This is a genomic window from Pseudoalteromonas distincta (assembly GCF_005877035.1).
Taxonomy (GTDB): Bacteria; Pseudomonadota; Gammaproteobacteria; order Enterobacterales; family Alteromonadaceae; genus Pseudoalteromonas; species Pseudoalteromonas distincta.
This window is the reverse complement of sequence record NZ_CP040558.1, coordinates 1,896,503-1,917,714: the sequence shown is the minus strand read 5'-3', so window position 1 is coordinate 1,917,714 and position 21,212 is coordinate 1,896,503. Positions and strand designations below refer to the sequence as shown.

Sequence of the window (21,212 nt, the reverse complement as noted above, 5' to 3'; positions counted from 1 at the left end):
TAGATGAATGTATTTTTTTCAACACTAAAAAAACAAGCAAACTCACGTGCTAAAGAAGCTACTTTGAGTGTGCTAGGCATTAATAACCCAAATTTAAGAAACCACTTAAATAATAAAATGGAAACAGACGAGCAATTTATTCACGGCCCTGTTTTTGAGCAAATGTTTAGTTGGGAGCGTAATACTGATTACACAATGCAGGATTTAGTGCAAAAAGGCTTGTTATCTCAAGAAGTTGTTGATGCATTAGACTCTAAGAATAATGGGCGCTATGTATTTGATAAAACTTGGAGCCCGTTTAAACATCAATATAAAGCATGGAACGATTTATTATCATCTAATATTCAGTCAAGAATTATTACTAGTGGTACAGGCTCGGGTAAAACGGAATGTTTTATGGTGCCTGTTTTAGAAGATTTATATAGTGAGGTAAAAACCTCAAAGCAACAGCTTGAAGGGGTCCATGCAATATTCTTATACCCTTTAAATGCATTAATTAATTCACAACAAGAACGTTTAAATGCATGGACACAACATTTTAACGGAGATATCCGCTTTTGTTTATTCAATGGTAAAACACCAGAGTACTTATCAAGCAAAGCTCGTCAAATACAAAAAAGCAGACCTCAGGAAGTTATGTGTAGAGAAGGACTTCGCGAAAGCCCTGCGCCAATTTTAGTTACGAATGGCACTATGCTGGAGTACATGCTTGTGAGGCAAACTGATGCGCCTATTATTGAAAAGTCTAAAGGTAAATTGCGTTGGATAATACTTGATGAAGCACATACATATGTAGGATCACAAGCTGCAGAATTAGCTTTGCAGTTGAGACGCGTAATGCAAGCATTTGAAGTGAAAGCAGAAGATATTCGCTTTGTAGCTACGTCAGCAACTATTGCAGGAGCTGCAGCAGAGGATAACTTAAAAAAATATCTAGCGAGCTTGGCAAATATCTCAGTTGATCAGGTTGATGTAATAGGTGGAAGACGTGTAGTACCCGCTTTAAATTCAATGAGTATGGAGAATTTAACGCTAGAAGAAATTGAGCAAATTGAACCTCAGGGGGTCTTACCAGATAACAAAAAAGAGGAACAAGATCCTCACGTTTCTAAACTCAGATATTTAGCACTAGAAAGTAGCGAGGTAGCCGTAGCAATACGTGAAATGTTAACTGCACATAATACTCCTCCAAAAACTATTTATGAATTAAAACAAGCGCTATCAAAGTTTGATTTAAGCGAAAACAATATTTATAAATGGATTGATGTTTGTACAGGCACTAAACCAAGTTCTAATGCTGAAGCATTTTTAAAACTTAGGGCGCATTATTTTCAACGAACGCTTGAAGGCTTATGGTCTTGCATTGATAAAAATTGCGAACACAAAAAGCATTCTGAACTAAAAAATAATTGGCCTTTTGGTACTGTCTATTCAAAACATAAAATGCACTGTGATTGTGGTGCGCCAGTATTGGAGTTAACTTTTTGTAACGAGTGTAATGAGCCGCACTTACTGGGAGTGTATGATAATCAATCATATGTTCAGCAATGGGTGAATAGGCATACAGATGAGTTTGCACTCACAGAAGGCGAAAGAGAAGATTTACAGATAAGTGATAGCAATGATGAGAGTGATATTATTTCTGCTGATAGAACATCCCAAGTAGTTGTATTTAGCGGTCATAGCAATGAAGAGCATGACTACTACGAAATCGATGTAAGCAAAGATGGTAAAATATCTAAAGAAAGTGATAAAGCTGTTGAGCATTGTGAAATTGTCTTAGCTATGCGTGATCTTGATGGGCAAGAATGTGTTAGTTGTGGCTTTAAAGGTAAAAATAAATACGCTAATGCGTTTAGACGTGCCATGTTAGGTGCTCCTTTTTATACTACCAATGCGGTGCCCACAATTTTAGAATATTGTCCTGATTTTGAACCCGACAAATATAGTGACATAAAGCAACTTGGGCCAAATGAATTGCCAGCAAGAGGCCGTAGATTAATTACTTTTACTGATAGCCGCCAAGGAACAGCGAAAATCTCAGTGAGTATGCAGCAAGAAGCTGAAAGGTCTCACTTTAGAGGAACCCTTGTTAGAGAGTTACGTAAACATGTTGAAGAAAAGCTAAATATAGATCCTCAACTATTAGACAAAGTAAAAGAATATCAATCTATGTCAATTGAGACTCTTCGCCTTGTGTTACCTCAAATCAAACAAGTTAAGCCAGAAGATGCGGTCGCTCTTGATACATACTTTAGCTTTTTAGAAGCTGGAAAACAGACTAAGCCAGTGCCTATGTCATTCTCTTGGAAAGAGCTCATTAATGTTTTAAAGAATGATGAAAACATTGCTAATTCGATGACCCAGGAAAATCATTATTTTGCTCCTGAGGTCTTTGAGCTCGGTGATGCCACAAAATTATCAGAAATGATTTTAACTCGTGAAATTGCACGCAGACCTAAAAATAGAAATAACGTTGAGACACAAGGATTAGTTAAGCTTATCTATCCAGGGATTGAGTCAATTAAGGAGATACCTGAAAAGTGGGCAGAGCATAATTTTACACTTCAAGATTGGAAAGACTATTTGAAAGTATGTATGGATTTTTTTGTAAGAGAAAATACTTATGTATCTGTTTCTAGTGAGATATCGCGCTGGGTAGGTATGCATTTTTATCCTAAATCACTAATTAGCCCTGATTCAAAAGATAAAGACGAAAATAGGGTAAAAAGTTGGCCATTGGTCAAATCAGGTAAAAAGCGCCAGCAGCGTATAGTGATGTTACTTGCTAAAGCTGCAAGCTTTAAAGCAATAAATAAAATAGAAGAAGACACATTAAATACTTGGCTAAGGGCTGCTTGGATTGATTTAGTAAAAACGAAAACATTGAATGAATATGCAGGTAAGCAATATCAACTAGATTTAAGTAGTGTTGAGTTTAGTTTATTGACACATGCATATATATGTCCGATTACAAATAAACTGATAGATACTGTATTTTCTGGTATTACGCCTTACTTGCCGTGGAATAAAGAGTTATCAGATTATACATGTGAGCTTATAGAGCTACCTTCAATTTGGGAGTTTGATACCAGCTCTGATGTATCTAATTTTGTTGATGATATACGAAAAAATGTAGCAGGAGACTCTAAGGTAAAGCAACTGCGTGAGCAAAACTTGTGGACTGATATTAATGATAGAGCTTTAGAAGGCGGTTTTTACTATACAACTGCAGAGCATTCTGCGCAGCAATCATCCGATAATTTGGAGCGCTATGAGGAAATGTTCAAACAAGGAAAGAAAAACGTTTTAAATTGTTCAACCACAATGGAAATGGGAGTCGATATTGGCGGGATTTCTGCTGTTGTAATGAATAATGTACCGCCTCACCCCGCCAACTACTTACAGCGTGCAGGGCGTGCAGGTCGCTCAAGCGAGTCAAGAGCAATAGGTTTTACTATCTGCAAAAATAATCCGCACGATCAGTACGTTTTTAATCAACCTCTATGGCCATTTATAACGGTAATTCAAGCTCCTACTGTTACATTTAGTTCAGAAAAGCTGGTGCAACGCCATGTTAACTCATTACTTTTAGGAACTTTTTTACGTGATAAAATTGGCACTACCAAAAAAGAAAAATTGTTTTTAAATTTGAGTTGGTTCTATTTAAGACAAGATGGAAATAAAGCAGTTTACGAGCAGTTTATAGATTGGGTTAAGGCTGGTCAGAAGACATTAAAAAATCAACTATCTATATTGGTACAAGGTACTATTTTATCTGATAGTTCAGAAGTTAAATTATGTGCGGACACAAACCTTAAAGTTCAAGAGTTGGCGTCTCGCTGGTTAAATGAACATAGTTATATTCAAACTGAAATGAATGGCACCGAGGCAGAAAGCCCTTATGGGTATAAATTAAGTAATGACTTGAAACGTCTTGAAAATGAGTACTTGCTAAGAGATCTGGCCACTAGAGGATTCTTACCTGGATATGGCTTTCCTACAGATGTAGTTAATCTTTCGGTAGATTCTTTAACGGATTATATTCGCCAAAAAGAACAAAAAAATAGTCGCTCTAAAGATAAAATAGGGCGTGAAGATAATGTTTCACTTAGCAGGGGAATGCCAAGTAGGAATTTAGCGGTAGCTATTCGCGAGTTTGCGCCTGGAACAGAGCTTGTTTTAGATGGGCGGGTGCATAAATCAGCGGGGATTTCACTTAATTGGCAAAATATTCATGTAGAAGGAGGAAAAGACTCTCAAAAATTTGATATTGCATGGAGGTGTGATTGCTGTGGGCAAACAGGCTATGAAGCTGATTTAGCCAAACAATCAGAGATAATCTGTTCAAACTCCCAGTGCGCATCAAATATTAAGTTAAAGAACCAACGCAGAGTTATTCAACCAACGGGCTTTGTCGTTGATTATTATCATCCACCTACAAATAATATTGCGAACACACATTATGTACCTGTACAACAGCCTTGGGTTATAGGTAAGGGGGCACATATACCTCTTCCTAATCCTGAATTAGGCTATATGGTAAATGATAACGCTGGACACGTATTTCATTATTGCTCAGGTTTACATGGTAAAGGTTATGGAATCTGCTTGAGTTGTGGTAAAGCAGAATCAATGACTTCTACGAGCGAACTTCCCCCAGAACTTTCTCTACAGAAGGCACATAGGCCGCCGATGCCGAATAAATTTCAGCGAGATGAGAAAGGTAAACCTGAATGTGATTCAACAGGTAAAATTTTAGAAGGTATTCATTTAGGTTATAACTCAACTACTGATGTATTTGAGTTGATTTTACGAAATCCAAATACAAGTGAATATCTCGCAGAACAGTCAATTGCAGTAACAATTGCCGTTGCTATACGAAAAGCATTGGTCGAAACGTTAGGTATCTCAGTGAATGAGGTAGGCTATAGCACAAGATTAACTTTAATAGAAAAAAGTCAGCAAGCTTATGCTATTCAATTGTTTGATATGGTTAGTGGTGGGGCTGGCTTTGCAACATCTGCAAAAGAGCACATTGCAAAAATATTAGAGAAAACAATCGCTATTTTGGATTGCGTTGATAATTGTGAACGCTTTTGCCATAAGTGTCTTTTAGAGTCTGATTCTCGCCATGATATTGATCAGCTAAACCGTAAGTTAGCGTTCGATTGGATAAATAAAAGCATACGAGATTATATTGCATTGCCAGTTAATTGCCAAAAAATGCTGGGCAGTGACATCACTGTAAAATATGTGGCGAGTTCACTTAAAGAAAAACTGAGTGAATTAATACGGATGAAACCTGATACATTAAAGTTTGTTTTCTCTAAAGATAGTGATGATTGGGATACCTCACTGGCATACTTTAAGTCGCTATTCCACAGTTGCTTAGCTGAAGAAGTTAACATTCAAATAATTATTCCCGATGAAAAATTAAATGAAGGTATAAATAATTTTTTAGCGGAGTTAGATAAAATAGGCGTTAAAATATTTATTGCTGATATTAAATACCCTGTTATTTTTCAATCGATCAAAGGTGACGTTTGTACGACAGTTGCTAATGCTGACGAAGAGGCAACGCGACCAGGTGAAAACTGGTTAAATAGTAATGATATAACGGTACAAACTAACTCTTTTTCTGAAATAAAAGGGCAATCACTCTCTTTTGAATTGATAGGTGAAGCAGGTGCCGTAGAGATACCCACACTTCGCGAATTAAATGGGCCCTTAGCTGGGTTTGGTGTGCGGTTATTAAACCGTTTAACCGATTTAGATGATCATTTAAAAAACCTATTGAGTGTGAGCTCATTGCAAAACATCACTTATACCGACCGTTATATTCAAAGCCCGACAAGCATGATGATGCTCTGTGAGCTGCTCTCTGCATTAGCTAAAGGTAAAGAAGCAACTATTGAGGTGAAAACATGTTTTGCAGATAAAAAAGGACAACTTGGCTATGCAATTCAACATGATTGGGCTTATGAAGATGATTACAAATCAATTTTTGGTGCCTGGTTGCAACATAACTGTTCACCAAAGGCACAGCTTATAATAACTGATAAACATAAAGTGCCGCATAGAAGAACGCTTACTCTAGAATTTGATTCTGGTGATAAAGTAACAGTTACCTTTGATCAGGGACTCGGGTATTGGCGAGTTGAGGTTGATAGGGGGTTGCATAAACTTGACTTTAAAAGAGATCCAAAAGAACAGCTAGCTTGTCTTTGCAAAGCTTTTGAAAGAGCAAAAGTAACTAACAGTGCTGATTGGGAAACGTGGTTTACAGTTAGCTCAGTAAAATAAACAAGTTCAGCATTACTCTGACAGTTATTTTGTTTTTGGTTTAAATTGGAGCCCCTTTTTGAAAAAAGGGGGGGAGAGTTATGAAGTTCGAACAAATTATTGAGCGTATTATTGCTATTAACCATGCATGGAAACTGGCTCGGGATGATTTTGGTAAAGGTAGCCCAATCACTATATCGCTAAGAGAGCAAAAATCTTCTTGGCAAGCTAATTTACTCAGGCTTTATCCTGAGGCTAGCTTTTTGGCTTTAGCAACAGATTCTAATATGCACGATGAAGCTCTCTACAGTGTTAGGCTGATTAAGCCAGTTAAAACAAGTATCGGCCTTAAAAGTGATGCAGAGCATATTCCTAAAAGGTTGGCTGAATCATTATTTACAAACCAAGAGTTAAACAAATATTTTAATAAGGAAGTATAAAATATGAGCTTTTTTTCGCTCTTTATTCAAGACCCACTAACGGCAATTTTTAGCGCCTGCATAATTTTTCTTTTTCTTTATGTAGCCGTATCCGAAGTGATTAAAAGTAATAATTACATTAAGAACCAAAATAGTAAGCTTGAAGAGTTAAGAAGGTTAGTAAACTCAAAAAGCTTTGATAATGAATCATGGTTGAAAAACTGCTTTGTAAGTGAGAAAGGCAGATTATTAGAACGTAATAATTTATTGATTACGAATGTACCACTAAACCATATTGCAGGTGATTACTATGACTCGTCTAATAAAACAATACCAGCACTCCTTACAAGCATAGGTGTTGCAGGTACTTTTTTAGGCATTACCATAGGTCTCTCAGATTTTGATTTAGGGAATGTAGGTAACGACTCTACAGCCTTACTCCATTCTGCTGCTGTTTTACTTACAGGTATGAAAACTGCTTTTGCGACTTCGTTAGCTGGTCTTGTTACATCAGCTTTCATGATCGTAATACTTAAATGGCGCATATCAAGTACAAATAAAGCTCGTAAAAATGTAGCTCATTTCCTTTCGAAAAATTGCTTGGAAGCCACTCCTTTAGATGTTTTACATGAGATCGCAAGCAATACCAATTCTGGCGGACAAGTTGATTTAAGTAGTGCTTTTAATAAGTTAAATGAAAATATGTCCATGCAATTAACGCAGTTTAATCAATTAGCTGAGTCGTTTAATGGAAATGTCATTTCTGAAAAAATATCTTCTGCAGTTAATAACTCATTGGTAGAGAATATAGCGCCGGTGTTTAACGATTTAACTAAAGAATTGAAAACTTTGAAAACTGACAATGAATTAAATCATAAGCAGTTGGTTGAATCCTTGATAAATGAAATGGAATCGAAGCTTATTAGGCCAGTTACAGAGCAGCTTCGCGATACAGCAAATACCGTTAAACAAAGTAATGAAATTAATCAGCAACTAAATACAAATGTTGAAAAAACCTTGGCAGAAGTAGCTAATACTGTTTCCACAATTGATACTTTTAATCAAAATACAATGGAAAAACTTCAAGAATTTGCACTGTCTCTAAAAGATGTTTTGTCATCATTTAAATCTGAAACTCAGGTTGCCATGACAGAAATAACGACCCAAGTTGATTCAATATTATCTGTTGCGGTTAAAGGTATGGAGGAACAAAGAGCTGCTTTCAACAGTAGCAGTGAGAAAGCAGCAGGGGCTTTTGAGAAGATGAGCATTGATTTAGAAAGCGCACTGGATACAAGGGCTGAGAAAGAAAGTAGCCTATACCAAAATTTTGAACTTAGATTAGAAAGTTTATTAGATAAAACAAGTGATTCGTTTGCAGCACAGTCAAAAGCAGTGTCTGAAGTTACCCATCAAATAGATTCAGTACTTCAAATTGCGGTTACTGGTATGCAAGAGCAAAGGGCTGCATTTGATAGTAGTACTGAAAAAGCGGCAGATGCATTTGAAAAAATGGGTGAAAATTTAGAAGCAACGTTAGACTCTAGGATAGAACAGGAAGCTAAACTATATCTAGAAATTGAAAATAGATTAGGGGCATTATTAGATAAGACAAATGCTTCGTTTGAAGAACAAACAAAGGTTATTAGTCAAACAGGTGAAAGTGCTAGCCTACTAATGAATAACGCTCGAGAGCAATTACAAATAGGTTTGGGTGATATAGATACAAAAGTTCTCAATATGTCTAGGACAGTTCAAAGTGAACTTGAGTCATTTAGATCTCAGTATCAAGAAAATTTAAATGATTTCTTTAATCAACAAAATAACCTGCTAGAGGATACACTCGGTAAGCAACGTAACAACTTAATAGAAGTGGTAGATAGGTTTAAAGGTGTGTTTGAGCAAGAGTATCAAACCCGCCACAATTTACTACAAGAGCTTACTGCACAATATCAACATTTACAGAGCAGTGTTGTTACGATTGAAAGACTGGTAAAAGCTATTGGACTCACTGAGTCATCTACATTCTCTCAACTTGAAGATATAGCAAGAAACACGGGTATTCAAGTAGGAGATCTTAAAAAGCAATACACAGAAGCAAGTGCTGTATTTAAAGAAATAACTGAAGGTTTACCAAAAGCTATGCATAAGTATTATGAGCAAGCAAACCAAAGTACAGAGCTTTATTTTAAAGGGTTTGATGAAGCCGCTAGTAAAATACATAATCGATTAGCTCAAGCCGCAGATTTTTTAATTGAAGCTAAAGCTCTAGAGAAATCAGTTTCAGAGAGTGAGGCTTAATATGCTTTCTTCTGTACGTACTCAACACATTGATGAAATAGATGACAGTGGTGCATGGTTATCCATAGGTGATTTAATGTCTGCTTTGTTGATGATATTTGCATTATTATTAATAAGCGCACTTGTGCAAATATCAGAGTCTCAAGAGAGCAGTAAGAATAAGCGCATCCTAATTATTCAAGGAATTAATAAGGCACTTAATGAAGCAAATATTGAGGTAGAGGCAGATCCTGTAACTGGTGATATTTCAATATTAGACTCCGTCCTTTTTGAGCAAGGTGACTATACGTTAAAAGATAGCGGCAAAACATTTTTAGATAAGTTTATTCCTATATACAGTAATGTAGTTTTTCAAAGTGAAGATATAGCTGAGGAAGTTTCTCGAATTATTGTAGAGGGGCATTCAAGCCGCGAAGGTGGATTTAGCTACAATATGGAGTTGAGTGTAAAGAGAGCTAATAGTGTTTCATATTATATTTATAATATGGATTTTGATAAGAAGCAGGAGTTTTTTGACAAAACATTACTAGCTGGCAGAGGGCCGCTTGATGCAGATAAAAACTCTGATAATGCTGCTGATAGAAAAGTAATGTTTAGGTTCCAGTTTAAAGGTCAGGAGTTATTAGGGTCATTTGAGCAGAGTGGTCTAAAAAATGTTGAGTAGCGGTATTAAATTTAGGGCACCTATCATACCTAATGAAAATAGCTTGAAAAATATACCCACTAGTTCAAGTCTTGAAAAGAGCAACGTATCAAATATAGAGCCTAACTTTCCCCCTCTAACATATACTCAAATAATAAACGTTATCAAAAACGATATGGCAGATGCTATTACATTAAGTGAATGGTTAATGCTTTTTTGTAATGATATTTATATTGATGATGAACTGGAAAAGCAAGAAATAAGCATACTACTTTGGAAGTGTATAAATAATTATGATGTAGTAGCAAATATGGCTTTCTTTTTAGCCAGTCAGTTCATTGAAAAAGAACGTAAATCTTACCCTGTGTTATTACTTGATACTTTATCGATCGTGAAGCCATTTCTACATGAAAGACATCATCGGAGAGTTGAGTGGCTTACAAATATTTATAAAGCAGACTATATTTCCTGCAATAAGCTTGCGTTGGCTAATAATAGTCAAACGTTATGTTTTATTAATAAACTTAAACTTGCGAAACCTAACGCAACAAGAAAAGGTTTAATTAATAATCTTATTAATAGTTTACCTAAAGCACTCGATACTATTAGTTCTGAATGGTTAATTTCTTCATTTTCGCCATTAACTCGATTTGAACTGTTATCTGTAATCAATGAACTGGTCCAAAGCCACATTCAGTTTTCTAATATATTAGATACATGGATAAAAGAGAATTGCTTACCAAGTGAAGATCAAAGCCTCTGGTATGAATTAGAACCTGCCTCGCGAAAGGTGTTAGAGGAAAAATATGAAATAAGTAATTATTTCTTGTTTGAATTACTGGTTAAGTTACTTAGCAAGGATATCAATAGCTCAGCCCTTAATATTGATGATACCCAAAGTAATCAATTAAGAGCTCGTTCTGTATTTTGGAAAAACTATAGTCAAAAATTTAATCAAATCAAAATACTTTTGCCTAAGCATACATATCAAGTAATTAGTGAAGGGCTAGTTGTTAATTCTCGAAATTTAATAATACTACCTGATGAGCCGAATGAAAATTCGGAAGCATGCATTTTTGAAATTGGTGAGCACATTATTGTAGAAATTTTACGAGGACAAGCTAGTGAAATTAGAGTTTTTGAGCGTTCTCAGCGAAATATTGCAAGGCTATTAGAAAATAAGAACTTATCTTTAAAAGATATTCGTAACATGACTTATGGGTATGTGCATGATCACGAGTACTTATGGCAGTTCGCATTTGAAAAGCTACTCAGGACAAAATTAAATATTACTCCTAATTCATACATTACTCACTTCTTAGGGTTACCAAAGAGTATTGGTAAATACGATCATCAATACGGTATGGCAAAACCATCTGAAGAAAGCTTGATGAAGCGACAAAGTCGTTTAATTGAGTGGAATGAAAGGTTCTGGAATGAAGAGGAGAAAACTGAAAAGTACTCAGGGGTATCACCTTTAGTTAAAAAGAGCTATCGTGATTTAGCTATAGCTAAAAATGCTTTATTAGACGGAAATAAATACGTATATGAAACTTATTTACATAAATCCGCTAATAAAGGAAACCCAGAAGCAATGTACCTCTTAGGGATGAATATTATTAATAATCCTAAAAACTCTCCTGATTTAAAGCGTGATGGAGAAGGCTGGGTTATTAAGTCGGCTGATTGTGGTTACGAGTTAGCTATTAATTTAGCAACTAAATATGGCCTTAAGCTTAAACCAGAAAGTGAGGGGTTAGATAGAATAGTCTTGGAAAAGTTTAAGGATAACTTGAAAAGGCCAAGACCATTTTTATCATTCAAAATAGATGAATTAGAATATCTTTGTCACGAAATTTTATCAAAGAAAGTTGAGTTCGATAATTTGTTAGATGAAATAAGCCGGAGAAAAAATTCAAATCGATTAGTTAAACTTAAAGCTGAAGTTGAGGAAAAACTCAATAAAATGGAGTTATAGGACGGTTTATTTTTGAGGAAGCGTACTATTCTGAGTTAAAAACTGTCTAGTGAAACCTGGGAAGTCCAGTTATTACCAGAAGACTCAGCCAGAAAAGTTAATTATAAAAGAGTCAAAATTTTAATATTTGGACAAGGTATTTAAGAGTAGTATTTTAGAGTAATTCAAAAGTGACTCCACACGACTTAATTTAATGATTTCACACCGCCATTTATCAATTTTAGAGCTTGTGCCAATAGCGCCTAGCTCTATTTCAACTCACAAATTACAACACAGATTAAGTGAGCGGGGCTTTGATATTTCAACTCGCATGCTGCAACGTGATCTGCAATCACTCTACGATCAAGGTTGTTTTGGACTTGAAAAAGACACGCGCAGTAAACCGTTTGGTTGGTCTATTAATGTGCTGTGGAGAGGTGGTAACTCAAAAGTAATGAGTACTGAAGTTGCAGAGCATTCTTTGTTGTTGGAGCAATTACTACCGCAATCTGTACCGAGCGATGTGAAACGCTCTGTGCATACTAAAGCAGAGCAGGCTCTTAAGCGTTTTAATGGCCATGTGCCTGACTGGCTTGCAACCCTGCCAAAACCGTCGTTAAAAGTGAATATTGATTCTCAGTTAGTGGCGCAAATTGAGCATGCGATTAAGCATAAGCGTGCGGTGAGCGCTGAGCTTTATAGAGTACTTTACGATGAGGCACATTGGTTGAAGTTTGCTGAGTTGAGTTTTTACAACTAAGGCGGTGTTTTAATGGCGCAGTTTATGGTGGGGACGCTTCACGATAAGTGTTACCAGATGCCGGTTTACCGCATTCGTAATGTACGAATTTTGCAAAAAATACGACGAGAGCCAAGCACTGAGCAGTTAAAGTCGTTACGCAGTGCGATTAATAAAGGTATGAAGCAAGAAGCGATCGAGTTAATTGTAAAAGTGCCTAGCCACTCTGCAGTTAATCAAGGGTTTATTGAGCTTGGTGAGCTGACTGACAAGCAACATATTGATGAAAAAAGTGTATTACTTACCTACCAAACTATTGATACTGAACAACTAGTCGATGAGCTATTTAAATGTGCCCATTGGCTTGAGGTTATTAAACCTGAAAGCTGCGGCAAAGAATCACTACAAAGCTTAAAGCGGCCGCTAACATCTATAAATAACTCCAACTTGTAGGTGCGTCAAAAATTGACGCACCTATTTGTTATGCTCCTTTAAAAGTTAAGGAGTAGTTATGTTTCAATTAATTCAGCAAAATGATGGTTTATCAATCGGTGTATTTGGTATTGGTGGGTGTGGCTGTAATACCCTTAACAGTATTTTTGAGCAGCGCGATTCTGAACAGGCGCACTTGTACAGCGTTAATACCGACAAAGTGGTGCTTTAGCATACGCAAAGTGATGAAGCGGTACTTATAGGTGCAGAGCTCACTCATGGTTACGGTGCTGGAGCAGACCCTAAAGTTGGGCTGCAAGCAGCGGAAGAGAGTAAAGAGCAGCTTTTAACGCTTATTAATGGCTGCGATATAATACTGTGTGCAACAGGGTTGGGTGGCGGTACTGGGACTGGCGCTAGCCCGTATATTGCAGAGCTTGCGAGTGAGCAAGGTAAGCCCATTATATTTGTTGCTACATTGCCATTTAGTAGTGAAGGGCAGTTTAGAAGCAATATAGCGCAAACCGGCCTAAATGATCTAAAAGAGCATGCTAATGCTGTTATTACACTCCCAAACGATCAACTGATTGAAGTGCTTGGTAACGATATAGGATTATTCGATGCGTTTAAACATTCAAACCAAATACTCCATTCACTGATAAAATCATTAATCGATATGTTGTGTTTTCAAGGACTTATTAATGTTGATTTAAACGATTTTGCGAAAATTATGGATTGCCAGGGTGATGCAGTACTAGGTGTTGGTAAATGCGATGAAGAAAGCGAGCTTACTACTGCACTTGATGGGGCACTTAACAATCCGCTGGTTAATCAAGTAGATATGTCATCAAGTACGGGTGTGATAATACAAGTGAACTGTAAAGATGAAATTTCACTAGGTAGTTATAACTTTATTACCGACACCGTTCGCCAGCAGGTAAGCCCAAACGCGTTAGTTATTTGTGGTGTTTCAAAAATAGAAAGCCTAGCGACTAACTATGAGTTAATGGTAATTGCTACGGGAGCCAGTACTAAAATGGTTACTGATAACTTTAGTAAAGATAAAAAGCCTGAGGAAAAAGCTAACAAAGCTAGGCCAAAGCCATCTGATATTTTTGACATCCCTGCTTATATCAGGACAAAATCGCCAGCCCCACGAAAAGAGTTATAAAATTTTCTTATAACTCTTATTTTATAAAGTTTACAGCTCTAAGTAGCTCTAAAATTGTTAAAAATAATTCTGCGTACAGAAATGTGTGCAGAAATTACTTATGACCCTTGAGGTGCTTATTTTTATTGGGGGTCTCATAATCGTGCCAATAGATTGTTGCTTGATTTTGCTCTTGATATGCCATGCTGAAAACCCTGAGTAGTTAACTTAAAAGCGCCTAAATACGCGCCAAGTTACTAAAATATTGAATTATTTAGATTATGGCATATGGGCGAGGGAGTTTATAGGTTTGGGTGAGAAATGATGTTTTAGTTGGGTTTATTTAGAGTGAAATTGATAATTAATCGAAAGATCTAAAGCCACCGGAGTATGAAATATGACTAAAGTTAATTTCATATAACAAAGGCACGGCAATCTGGAGTTCCTCTAGCTAAGAGAGAGCATTACGACTTTAAAAACACTTGGACAGTACCTCCTGAAAGCTCAAAAACAAACAAAGCTATCCGCAGGCTAAGTTCAGCCAAGATGGAAAACATGATAGGTAAACTGGCAGTGGTTTATAGGCGCAAATGGTATTTAATACTAGGTGGTAATCCACACAAATCAATGACCATCTACAATATTAATCATTATTGTTGCCGAATGTGGGATCACTTATTTGAAAAATACAAAATGCCTAAGTATTTATCGCACGATGCACGCCGCCCACTTTCAACATTGCTCAGTGAGAATGGAGTGGCAACACATTTGTCCGAAAAAATGTTAGGCCATACAATGCGCTGAGTAATTGCCACATACAACAAACAGGATTGGATAAAAGAGCTGTTAGAAGAGTACGAGCTTTATTGCCAGTTAATAGATAAAGCAATAGGAAATGAGCTTGTTAAAAACTAGTTTGGTCGAACTGGCAGCGGTAACCGTCCATTAAGATAATAATCATTAATTTTGTAATAATAAGAGGAAACTCACCCCTTTCCACATGTTTAAATAAGCGGCAGTAAGCATAATATTTAAAGCTGGCAATAACTTACACTATTTGTTATTGATATAAGTTCACAAAATAAGGACGTTTTCTGTTAAAAGAGAGAGATTGTCCTCTGATAAAGCTGTTATGATTAAAGGATAATCATAAGTAAATATCTAGTTTTGGCGTTCTTAATATTATCTGCTTCAGCTCTTTCAAATGAAGCTTCATCCAATGATAATTACATAAGGAAGTGCAATCTATTTTTGCTTCTGAAGGTTTTAAGGTCAAAAATCGAAAAGTCCAAAAAATAGCAAGTTGTATTGCCGTCAATCACATGGTTAAACACAATGGGGCAAAATTAACGGCTCAAAATTCATTAGTTTACGGGATCAGAATGAGTGATTACGTTAAAGCTGATGGGATGGAATTGTTAATTTTGCAAAATGCTTATACACATACAATCAGTCATAACTATGCTGTTATGTGGGGTCTAAAGCGATTTGAGCACTTTAAAATGTTAAAATCTATGATGTCGGTTGTGAGCGATGATTGCCCTAACTATCCAGCAATTTAATCATAACGCCTCCATTGGCATCATTATCTAGGAAATATATGTCAGAGTCATACCCCAATGAATATGAAATGATGGATGAACTTATTAATTCCTCACAAGATGAATTAACTGTTGCAAATGTCAATTATGAAACAATTTTGAAAAATGAAGATTATTATACTTACGAATATATTGAAAATGCTGCAACACGAGTTGTTGTAGCAGAGATTAAATTAGACATTGAATTAATTAACTATTATTACCTGTATCCTAATAAACTCGAAGCTAGTCTTGAAAAAAAAACTGGTGGTATTGATTTATCAAACATACAAAGTTTAGGTGATTTTGCTGAAGAATACTATGGAGATACTGAGTGTTCTTCTAGTTTAAAGTTTTCAGAATATCTTAAATACGTATTTGAAGTTATTGATACAAAATAACATTTATAAACAGCAATGTGACAAGTTGCTTAAACGGAAAAATAACAATTGGCCATCGCCTCGCGATTATAGCCAACCATTATTTTCAGCTTAGCAAGGAGTTGAGGCTGTAGAGTTACTCTTGTTGAAGAAAATAGACTGTTTTATGGGTTCCAAATGCATTACCTAATGCTTTAAAGACGCTTAGAGTAAATTACAGGAACTCATTTTTTAATTGAATTTTGCTATAGGTCTTATTCTACAGTCTAGTAGGCGTACCGAGGAGTTTTCAAGTTTGGCATACTTATTTGATGATAAAAAAGCAGATGCATTTTTCCATAGGCATTATTCTTTATTGGTTAATGAATCTGATATGGGGTGTGTTCTAATTGGGGCTTCTGCGATCGATCAAGAACTTACTTCACTATTCGACACTATTACTCCAAATGATGCCAATACTAAAATTAAAAAACGCATTTTTGATGGTCGTGGGGTTCTTGGTGAATTGTCATCTAAACTTGACATCGCTTATTTGTGTCATTTGATTCCAAAAGATCTCTATCTAGCAGTACATGAACTAAGAAAACTAAGAAATTTGATTGCACACGAAGTTATGGCTTTCAAATTTGAAAACCATGTTGATGAAATTTACACCATTTTTTCTCAAATGAACGGCAATCTTATCCGTGTAATGATGAACACTAGCGAAACTGTTTTAATAGAACAAGCTGTATCAAAAATGCTAGATTTAAACCATCCTATTGATATGACAGAAAAGATCTTCCCTAATAGCAATGAAGCAATAAATTACCTTTTAGAAAACCCTGATTTAATTAAAAAATTAAATTCACATAAACTAAGAATAGCTTTTGCAATTGGCATCTCATTATTAGGTGCTAGTGTGGTGTTTCGGAAAAACCTAGCATCTAAAAAATTCTCCCAGTAAATTTTTAAGGTAGCCACTATCTGTTTCTAACACTTTCCTGACATCAACGAACACTCTTCCTTTCATGAACTATGCTCTAAATAGTATAAAATATATTAATTAGAGCGCATTCCCATGAAAATAATTACCTCCGTAATATTTATAGTTTTGATAATTTATTCCCAGATTTATGATTTTCAACAGAAGATACTTTATATAAGCGTTGATACATTAAATTTGTTACAAGGCCCAGATGAGTCTGTCGTTATTTCATTTGGTAAAAACGACAACGACTTTCATGCATTTGCGATAAAAAAGAAAGATATGAAGCAGGGTGTTGAGTTTGTATCAAAATCAAAAAATAATGCTAACTTTTTTGTATTTGGTGATCTTGATGGTGAGGCGCTTGTTAGATCTCAACAGGCCGAAACTTTTGCAAAAGTTAAAGTGTTGAGTGTTGATAAAGAAGCACAAAAAGCCATATTTGAAGTTGAAGCTAATTTACTAAACATAAATACGAATGAGCTTAATGAATTAGATAGAACAAAAGTGATTGTAAAAGAGAAGCCTTTTTTAAAGCTTATGTAAGTAGTAGCCTAACCTAGTTTTAAGTTAACTCTGTGCATTCTAATTGATTGAGTTACAACACCTTCAATATTGTACTGGTCAAACTTAGTTAGTTTAACAGGACTGTGGTCAGAGCTAGCTGAAAGCAATAAATTGTTTTTTAAGTCAGCAACTTTACAAATAAATTGACCATTTAAGCAGGCTACGATTATATCGTAATTTTTAACTATTTTTGCTCTATCAATAATGAGTACATCGCCATCAAATATCCCAACGCCTTCCATACTTCTACCGCTAGCGCGGCCAACAAATGTTGAATTACTTAAAAAGTTAGCATCGATTGTTTTCTCTAACTTATTTACTTCAGGGCCAATTAATACATTTTGAATAAGCATATTCTTTCTTAAAGCTATAACTAAGCTAATTATAGCTTTAACTGTATATAAAAGCAGTGCTCATGCTTCATTGCAATAAAGATAAGTGACAAAATATGTTTTTAATGTTTGAGGTAAAACAATGTCTAATAGTGTAAGAGCGAGAAAAGCGATTCGCAAAATATTCGATGGCAAATATATAGACGCTCCAATTACAAAAGAGGAAGTCGATTTGCAGTGGGATTTTTTAACGGTGATGAAAGTTCAAGAGCATAGGTTGATAGAAATTATAAACAATGAACAAGTAGATAAGAAGTTACTACAAAAAATTTATGACGCATTAAACATTTACGATGTAGCTTAAAAAAGCCCGCATTTAGCGGGCCTTTTGTATCTTTATTTGGTAAAAGAATAGATATTTTATTGATAAAAATACAACAGATTTATAAGTTACGCTTCAAGTTAGACATTTCTGTTATTTGATCGACTACGGATTTATATTTGTTGAATGATTGGAAGGCATTAGCCATATCTTTACCTGATTTAACAATCGAGTTTAAGTTAGCACTATTATGCATGTAGCTATAGATATTAGAAGCTACAAGTTCTGTCTCTAAATTACTCACTAATTTAGAGACTTCCGGCGATTTTGTCTTTTCTTTGAGCTCATCTAATAGCTCTGTAATTTTATCTTTATGCTTGGTATTTTCATTTTCTAGTTTTTTAACTTCAGCATCTCTATCTTGAATCATAGTGCTCAAAGCTTTTACAAATGAGCCCATTTCGTCAGCACTACCAGCTAAACGATTAAATATGTTAAGAAAAGTGGCAATATCTTGGTTATCAGAAAAATTTGGATATCTAATTTTATGGTCAATCTCGCTCCAGCCTTCTTCAAAGATTGTTCGAACTTGAACCTCAGTACAAACCTCTAGTTTTTTATATGGCTTGTCTGAGAATATAAAGTGAATTGAACGATAACCAGCTTTATGATGCTCTACATTCCAATCACTAAAATCGTCATCTTGATCACCTTTACGAATATATACTGTAATATTTTCTTTTTTTTCCCATGTTTCATCAAGTGAATCAATTATTTCGAAACAGTCTTGTTTGAATAGATGTAATGCGCGAATACCTATTAAATCAGTAATTTCATTAAAATAATTTTCAACAGATATAGCTAGATATTTTTCTTTGTAATAGCCTGAATCTTTTGTAGTTTTACGAATGATTTTTACCATCAAGTGCTCAGGATCTTTAATTCTCCAACGAACAGAGTGAACATTATTAAAGCTTTGAATTTTTTTTGCGTAAGAATCCGCAAGATCTTCAAGTCCCTGTACTTTTGATTGATGGTCAGCACCAATTGCTTGTATTAATTCCCAGTCAAGTTCGCATTTTTCAAAATCTTCGGCAGTAATATTGTGTCGCGACAAAAAAACGTCTAATTCCATCTCTGCAATATTCATGTTATTTCCTTATTTTCAAAGTGACTTACCCGTAAATATAACTTTTCCCACCAACGTGCAATTACCATTAATCGGTATTAGTTGCTCTGGCCAGTTGGGGTTGGCGGCTTTTAGGAACTTGTGGCCATTTTCAATAATGAGTTGTTTAAAAGTAGCTTAGTTATCGTTTAGGTGGGGCTAGTACATACGAACCGAGAAAGTACTTTGCTTCAAGGTCTACAAACCCACATCATGCTCATTAAACTTAAGTACCATGCTCACGTATTTTAAACTCTAAAGGATCTAATTTTATTTGTACCTAATATTACTAGAAACTATACATAAAAATGCTTAATATTGTAAGATTATTTCAATGACACTTCCTATTTATAACAATGAAATCATTAATAAAAGTTATTATTTATTGCTCACTTTTAATCTCACATAGCGCCTTAGCTGGACTGGCTAAAGTTCAAGTAAATGGCTTTGACCTTGAATACGAGCTAGCTGGTAAAGGTAAACATACAATTTTACTTGAAGCGGGCGGTTCTGCTGGTTTAAGTGATTGGGACCCGGTTTTTGAATCACTTACCAAGCACGGTAAAGTTATACGGTATTCTCGTATTGGTAATGGTGATTCTGCACAAGTAAAGAAAAACTATAGCTCAGAAGAATATGCAGCTGAGGCTGTATTATTACTCAAAACACTGAAAATAGAAGAGCCTGTTGTGTATGTTGCGCATTCTTATGGTGCTTATATTGCGCGTGTATTTGCTGCAACATACCCTAATCATATTAAAGCGTTGATGTTAATTGAGCCTGCATCAGAGCACGATGTAGATATTATGCGCGCGATTGATTTGCCACGCGCTGAAAAAGAAATTGCAGTAATAAAGCTCGACGATATGAAAAATGGAATGTCGAATCAGTATTTAGATTTTTGGGCAAAACGCTCGCTACCTAATTATCCACAAATTACTGATATACCCGTGACAGTAATTGCCTCAGTTAAAAAGTATAAAAAGCCATCTGTATTATTTTTTACCGACAAAGCGCGTGAAATGTGGGGCGACTTACATTCAAAGTGGGCTAATGCATTTCCTCAAGGTGAAATAGTAATAACAAATAAAAGCTATCACTACCCGCAAAAAGATGAGCCAGAAATGGTTGTAGCCCAAGTAGTTAAGTTACTTGAACGCACTAAATAAGGTGTTGGTTTGTTTGCTGATTGTATAAATACCAATTGCCGTAAATTAGTAATTTGGCATTAGACTAAAGTCTATAGGTTAGATTTATTCACTTATTAGGTTTGTTTTAATCGTTTGTCGGTTTTGTGTTAATTCTCTAAAGTTCAGTTGTCGGCAACAAGCACGGCTTAACTAATACCAATTTTATTAAAACATGATCATTTTAGCTAATTAAATAACTCACTAACTGCGTTAAAAATTACTTATATAGAACGACTATATTTCATAATTTTTGCCTTGTTATTAAGCTATTTTCTTGACGCTAAAAAAGCTCACTAATTTAAACAATTGGCATAACAGGACTACGACCATGAAACTTACTCTTATCAAAACTATCGCTCTTAGCTCACTACTTACATGTTCAGCTGCTGCAATGGCTGAGCAAAGTGATTACAAATTAATGGTTATTGAAACTGCAACAGCGCCACAGCCACTTGAGCAATCATTTAACAGCTGTGCACTGAATGTTAAGTCAAAAAATTATGCAGAAGCTGAAACAATTTGTACTAAAGCAATTGCGCTTTTAAAAGACGCAGATGGCCCTAAATTTAAAGTACGCCAACTTACGTCATTCGCATTAAGCAACCGTGGTGTTGCACGTTTAAAAGCGAACAACGACACTGCTGGCCTTGCTGATTTATACGAAGCAAACCAAATGTCGACAAGTACAATGGTATCGCACAACTTAACTCGCGCTAAAGAAGAGCTTTCTTTATAAGCACTTTATAAACGCTTTTATAAAGTGCTTACCAAAAGCATGTA

At 35.5% G+C, this 21,212-nt stretch carries 19 protein-coding genes and 1 pseudogene; 17 read left to right on the top strand and 3 right to left on the bottom strand.

What is annotated here, in order from left to right:
- Positions 1 to 3: 3 nt before the first annotated feature.
- The 14 genes from FFU37_RS08520 (at position 4) to FFU37_RS08465 (ending at position 17,399) form a co-directional block, all read left to right on the top strand.
- The gene (locus FFU37_RS08520; RefSeq protein ID WP_138489268.1) at positions 4 to 6,306 is read left to right on the top strand and encodes a DEAD/DEAH box helicase family protein; all 6,303 of its coding nucleotides are present in this window, start codon (positions 4 to 6) and stop codon (positions 6,304 to 6,306) included.
- 80 nt (positions 6,307 to 6,386) lie between these two features.
- On the top strand, positions 6,387 to 6,725 hold the full coding sequence (locus tag FFU37_RS08515) for a hypothetical protein (protein WP_138489267.1): 339 nt from the start codon (positions 6,387 to 6,389) through the stop codon (positions 6,723 to 6,725).
- 3 nt (positions 6,726 to 6,728) lie between these two features.
- Positions 6,729 to 9,005, top strand: a complete 2,277-nt coding sequence (locus FFU37_RS08510) for a hypothetical protein (protein ID WP_138489266.1) — start codon at positions 6,729 to 6,731, stop codon at positions 9,003 to 9,005.
- 1 nt (position 9,006) lies between these two features.
- Entirely contained in the window at positions 9,007 to 9,669 is a 663-nt protein-coding gene (locus tag FFU37_RS08505) for an OmpA/MotB family protein (protein WP_007585891.1), read from the top strand.
- On the top strand, positions 9,659 to 11,626 hold the full coding sequence (locus tag FFU37_RS08500) for an EH signature domain-containing protein (RefSeq protein WP_239022693.1): 1,968 nt from the start codon (positions 9,659 to 9,661) through the stop codon (positions 11,624 to 11,626). Before FFU37_RS08505 ends, FFU37_RS08500 begins: the two co-directional genes overlap by 11 nt.
- Positions 11,627 to 11,819: 193 nt before the next feature.
- Entirely contained in the window at positions 11,820 to 12,365 is a 546-nt protein-coding gene (locus tag FFU37_RS20415) for a hypothetical protein (protein WP_239022692.1), read from the top strand.
- 12 nt (positions 12,366 to 12,377) lie between these two features.
- Positions 12,378 to 12,797: a WYL domain-containing protein gene (locus tag FFU37_RS20410; protein ID WP_239022691.1), complete on the top strand. Its 420-nt coding sequence runs from the start codon at positions 12,378 to 12,380 to the stop codon at positions 12,795 to 12,797.
- A 58-nt stretch (positions 12,798 to 12,855) separates the two neighbouring features.
- Entirely contained in the window at positions 12,856 to 13,008 is a 153-nt protein-coding gene (locus FFU37_RS20405; RefSeq protein ID WP_239022690.1) for a hypothetical protein, read from the top strand.
- 27 nt (positions 13,009 to 13,035) lie between these two features.
- Entirely contained in the window at positions 13,036 to 13,947 is a 912-nt protein-coding gene (locus FFU37_RS08490) for a cell division protein FtsZ (RefSeq protein ID WP_239022729.1), read from the top strand.
- A 534-nt stretch (positions 13,948 to 14,481) separates the two neighbouring features.
- Positions 14,482 to 14,730 carry a hypothetical protein gene (locus FFU37_RS08485; protein ID WP_138489265.1) on the top strand — a complete coding sequence of 83 codons (249 nt, stop codon included), beginning with the start codon at positions 14,482 to 14,484 and terminating at the stop codon, positions 14,728 to 14,730.
- Between the two features lie 434 nt (positions 14,731 to 15,164).
- Positions 15,165 to 15,488, top strand: coding sequence for a hypothetical protein (locus FFU37_RS08480; RefSeq protein ID WP_138489264.1), 324 nt, complete (start codon positions 15,165 to 15,167; stop codon positions 15,486 to 15,488).
- Between the two features lie 38 nt (positions 15,489 to 15,526).
- Complete coding sequence (locus FFU37_RS08475; RefSeq protein ID WP_138489263.1) at positions 15,527 to 15,907, top strand: hypothetical protein; 381 nt, start codon at positions 15,527 to 15,529, stop codon at positions 15,905 to 15,907.
- Between the two features lie 274 nt (positions 15,908 to 16,181).
- On the top strand, positions 16,182 to 16,832 hold the full coding sequence (locus FFU37_RS08470) for a thioredoxin domain-containing protein (protein ID WP_138489262.1): 651 nt from the start codon (positions 16,182 to 16,184) through the stop codon (positions 16,830 to 16,832).
- A gap of 114 nt (positions 16,833 to 16,946) precedes the next feature.
- Positions 16,947 to 17,399: a hypothetical protein gene (locus tag FFU37_RS08465; RefSeq protein ID WP_239022689.1), complete on the top strand. Its 453-nt coding sequence runs from the start codon at positions 16,947 to 16,949 to the stop codon at positions 17,397 to 17,399.
- Between the two features lie 8 nt (positions 17,400 to 17,407).
- On the opposite strand, the gene FFU37_RS08460 is transcribed toward FFU37_RS08465, so the two are convergent.
- Positions 17,408 to 17,773 (bottom strand): LexA family protein, encoded by a 366-nt coding sequence (locus FFU37_RS08460; RefSeq protein WP_138489261.1) that lies wholly within the window; start codon positions 17,771 to 17,773, stop codon positions 17,408 to 17,410.
- A 121-nt stretch (positions 17,774 to 17,894) separates the two neighbouring features.
- Here FFU37_RS08460 and FFU37_RS08455 point away from each other — a divergent pair, with 121 nt between their 5' ends.
- Positions 17,895 to 18,116: a hypothetical protein gene (locus tag FFU37_RS08455; protein WP_138489260.1), complete on the top strand. Its 222-nt coding sequence runs from the start codon at positions 17,895 to 17,897 to the stop codon at positions 18,114 to 18,116.
- Positions 18,117 to 18,195: 79 nt separating this feature from the next.
- Here the strand turns inward: FFU37_RS08455 and FFU37_RS08450 are convergent, their stop codons facing one another.
- Positions 18,196 to 19,224: a RelA/SpoT-related domain-containing protein gene (locus FFU37_RS08450; protein WP_138489259.1), complete on the bottom strand. Its 1,029-nt coding sequence runs from the start codon at positions 19,222 to 19,224 to the stop codon at positions 18,196 to 18,198.
- Between the two features lie 15 nt (positions 19,225 to 19,239).
- Positions 19,240 to 19,485, bottom strand: a pseudogene (locus FFU37_RS20540) (S24 family peptidase); the annotation flags it as partial.
- A gap of 113 nt (positions 19,486 to 19,598) precedes the next feature.
- On the opposite strand from FFU37_RS20540, the gene FFU37_RS08440 reads away from it, so the two are divergent.
- Positions 19,599 to 20,411, top strand: a complete 813-nt coding sequence (locus tag FFU37_RS08440; protein ID WP_138489258.1) for an alpha/beta fold hydrolase — start codon at positions 19,599 to 19,601, stop codon at positions 20,409 to 20,411.
- 349 nt (positions 20,412 to 20,760) lie between these two features.
- Positions 20,761 to 21,168: a hypothetical protein gene (locus tag FFU37_RS08435; protein ID WP_138489257.1), complete on the top strand. Its 408-nt coding sequence runs from the start codon at positions 20,761 to 20,763 to the stop codon at positions 21,166 to 21,168.
- The last annotated feature ends 44 nt before the right edge of the window (positions 21,169 to 21,212 follow it).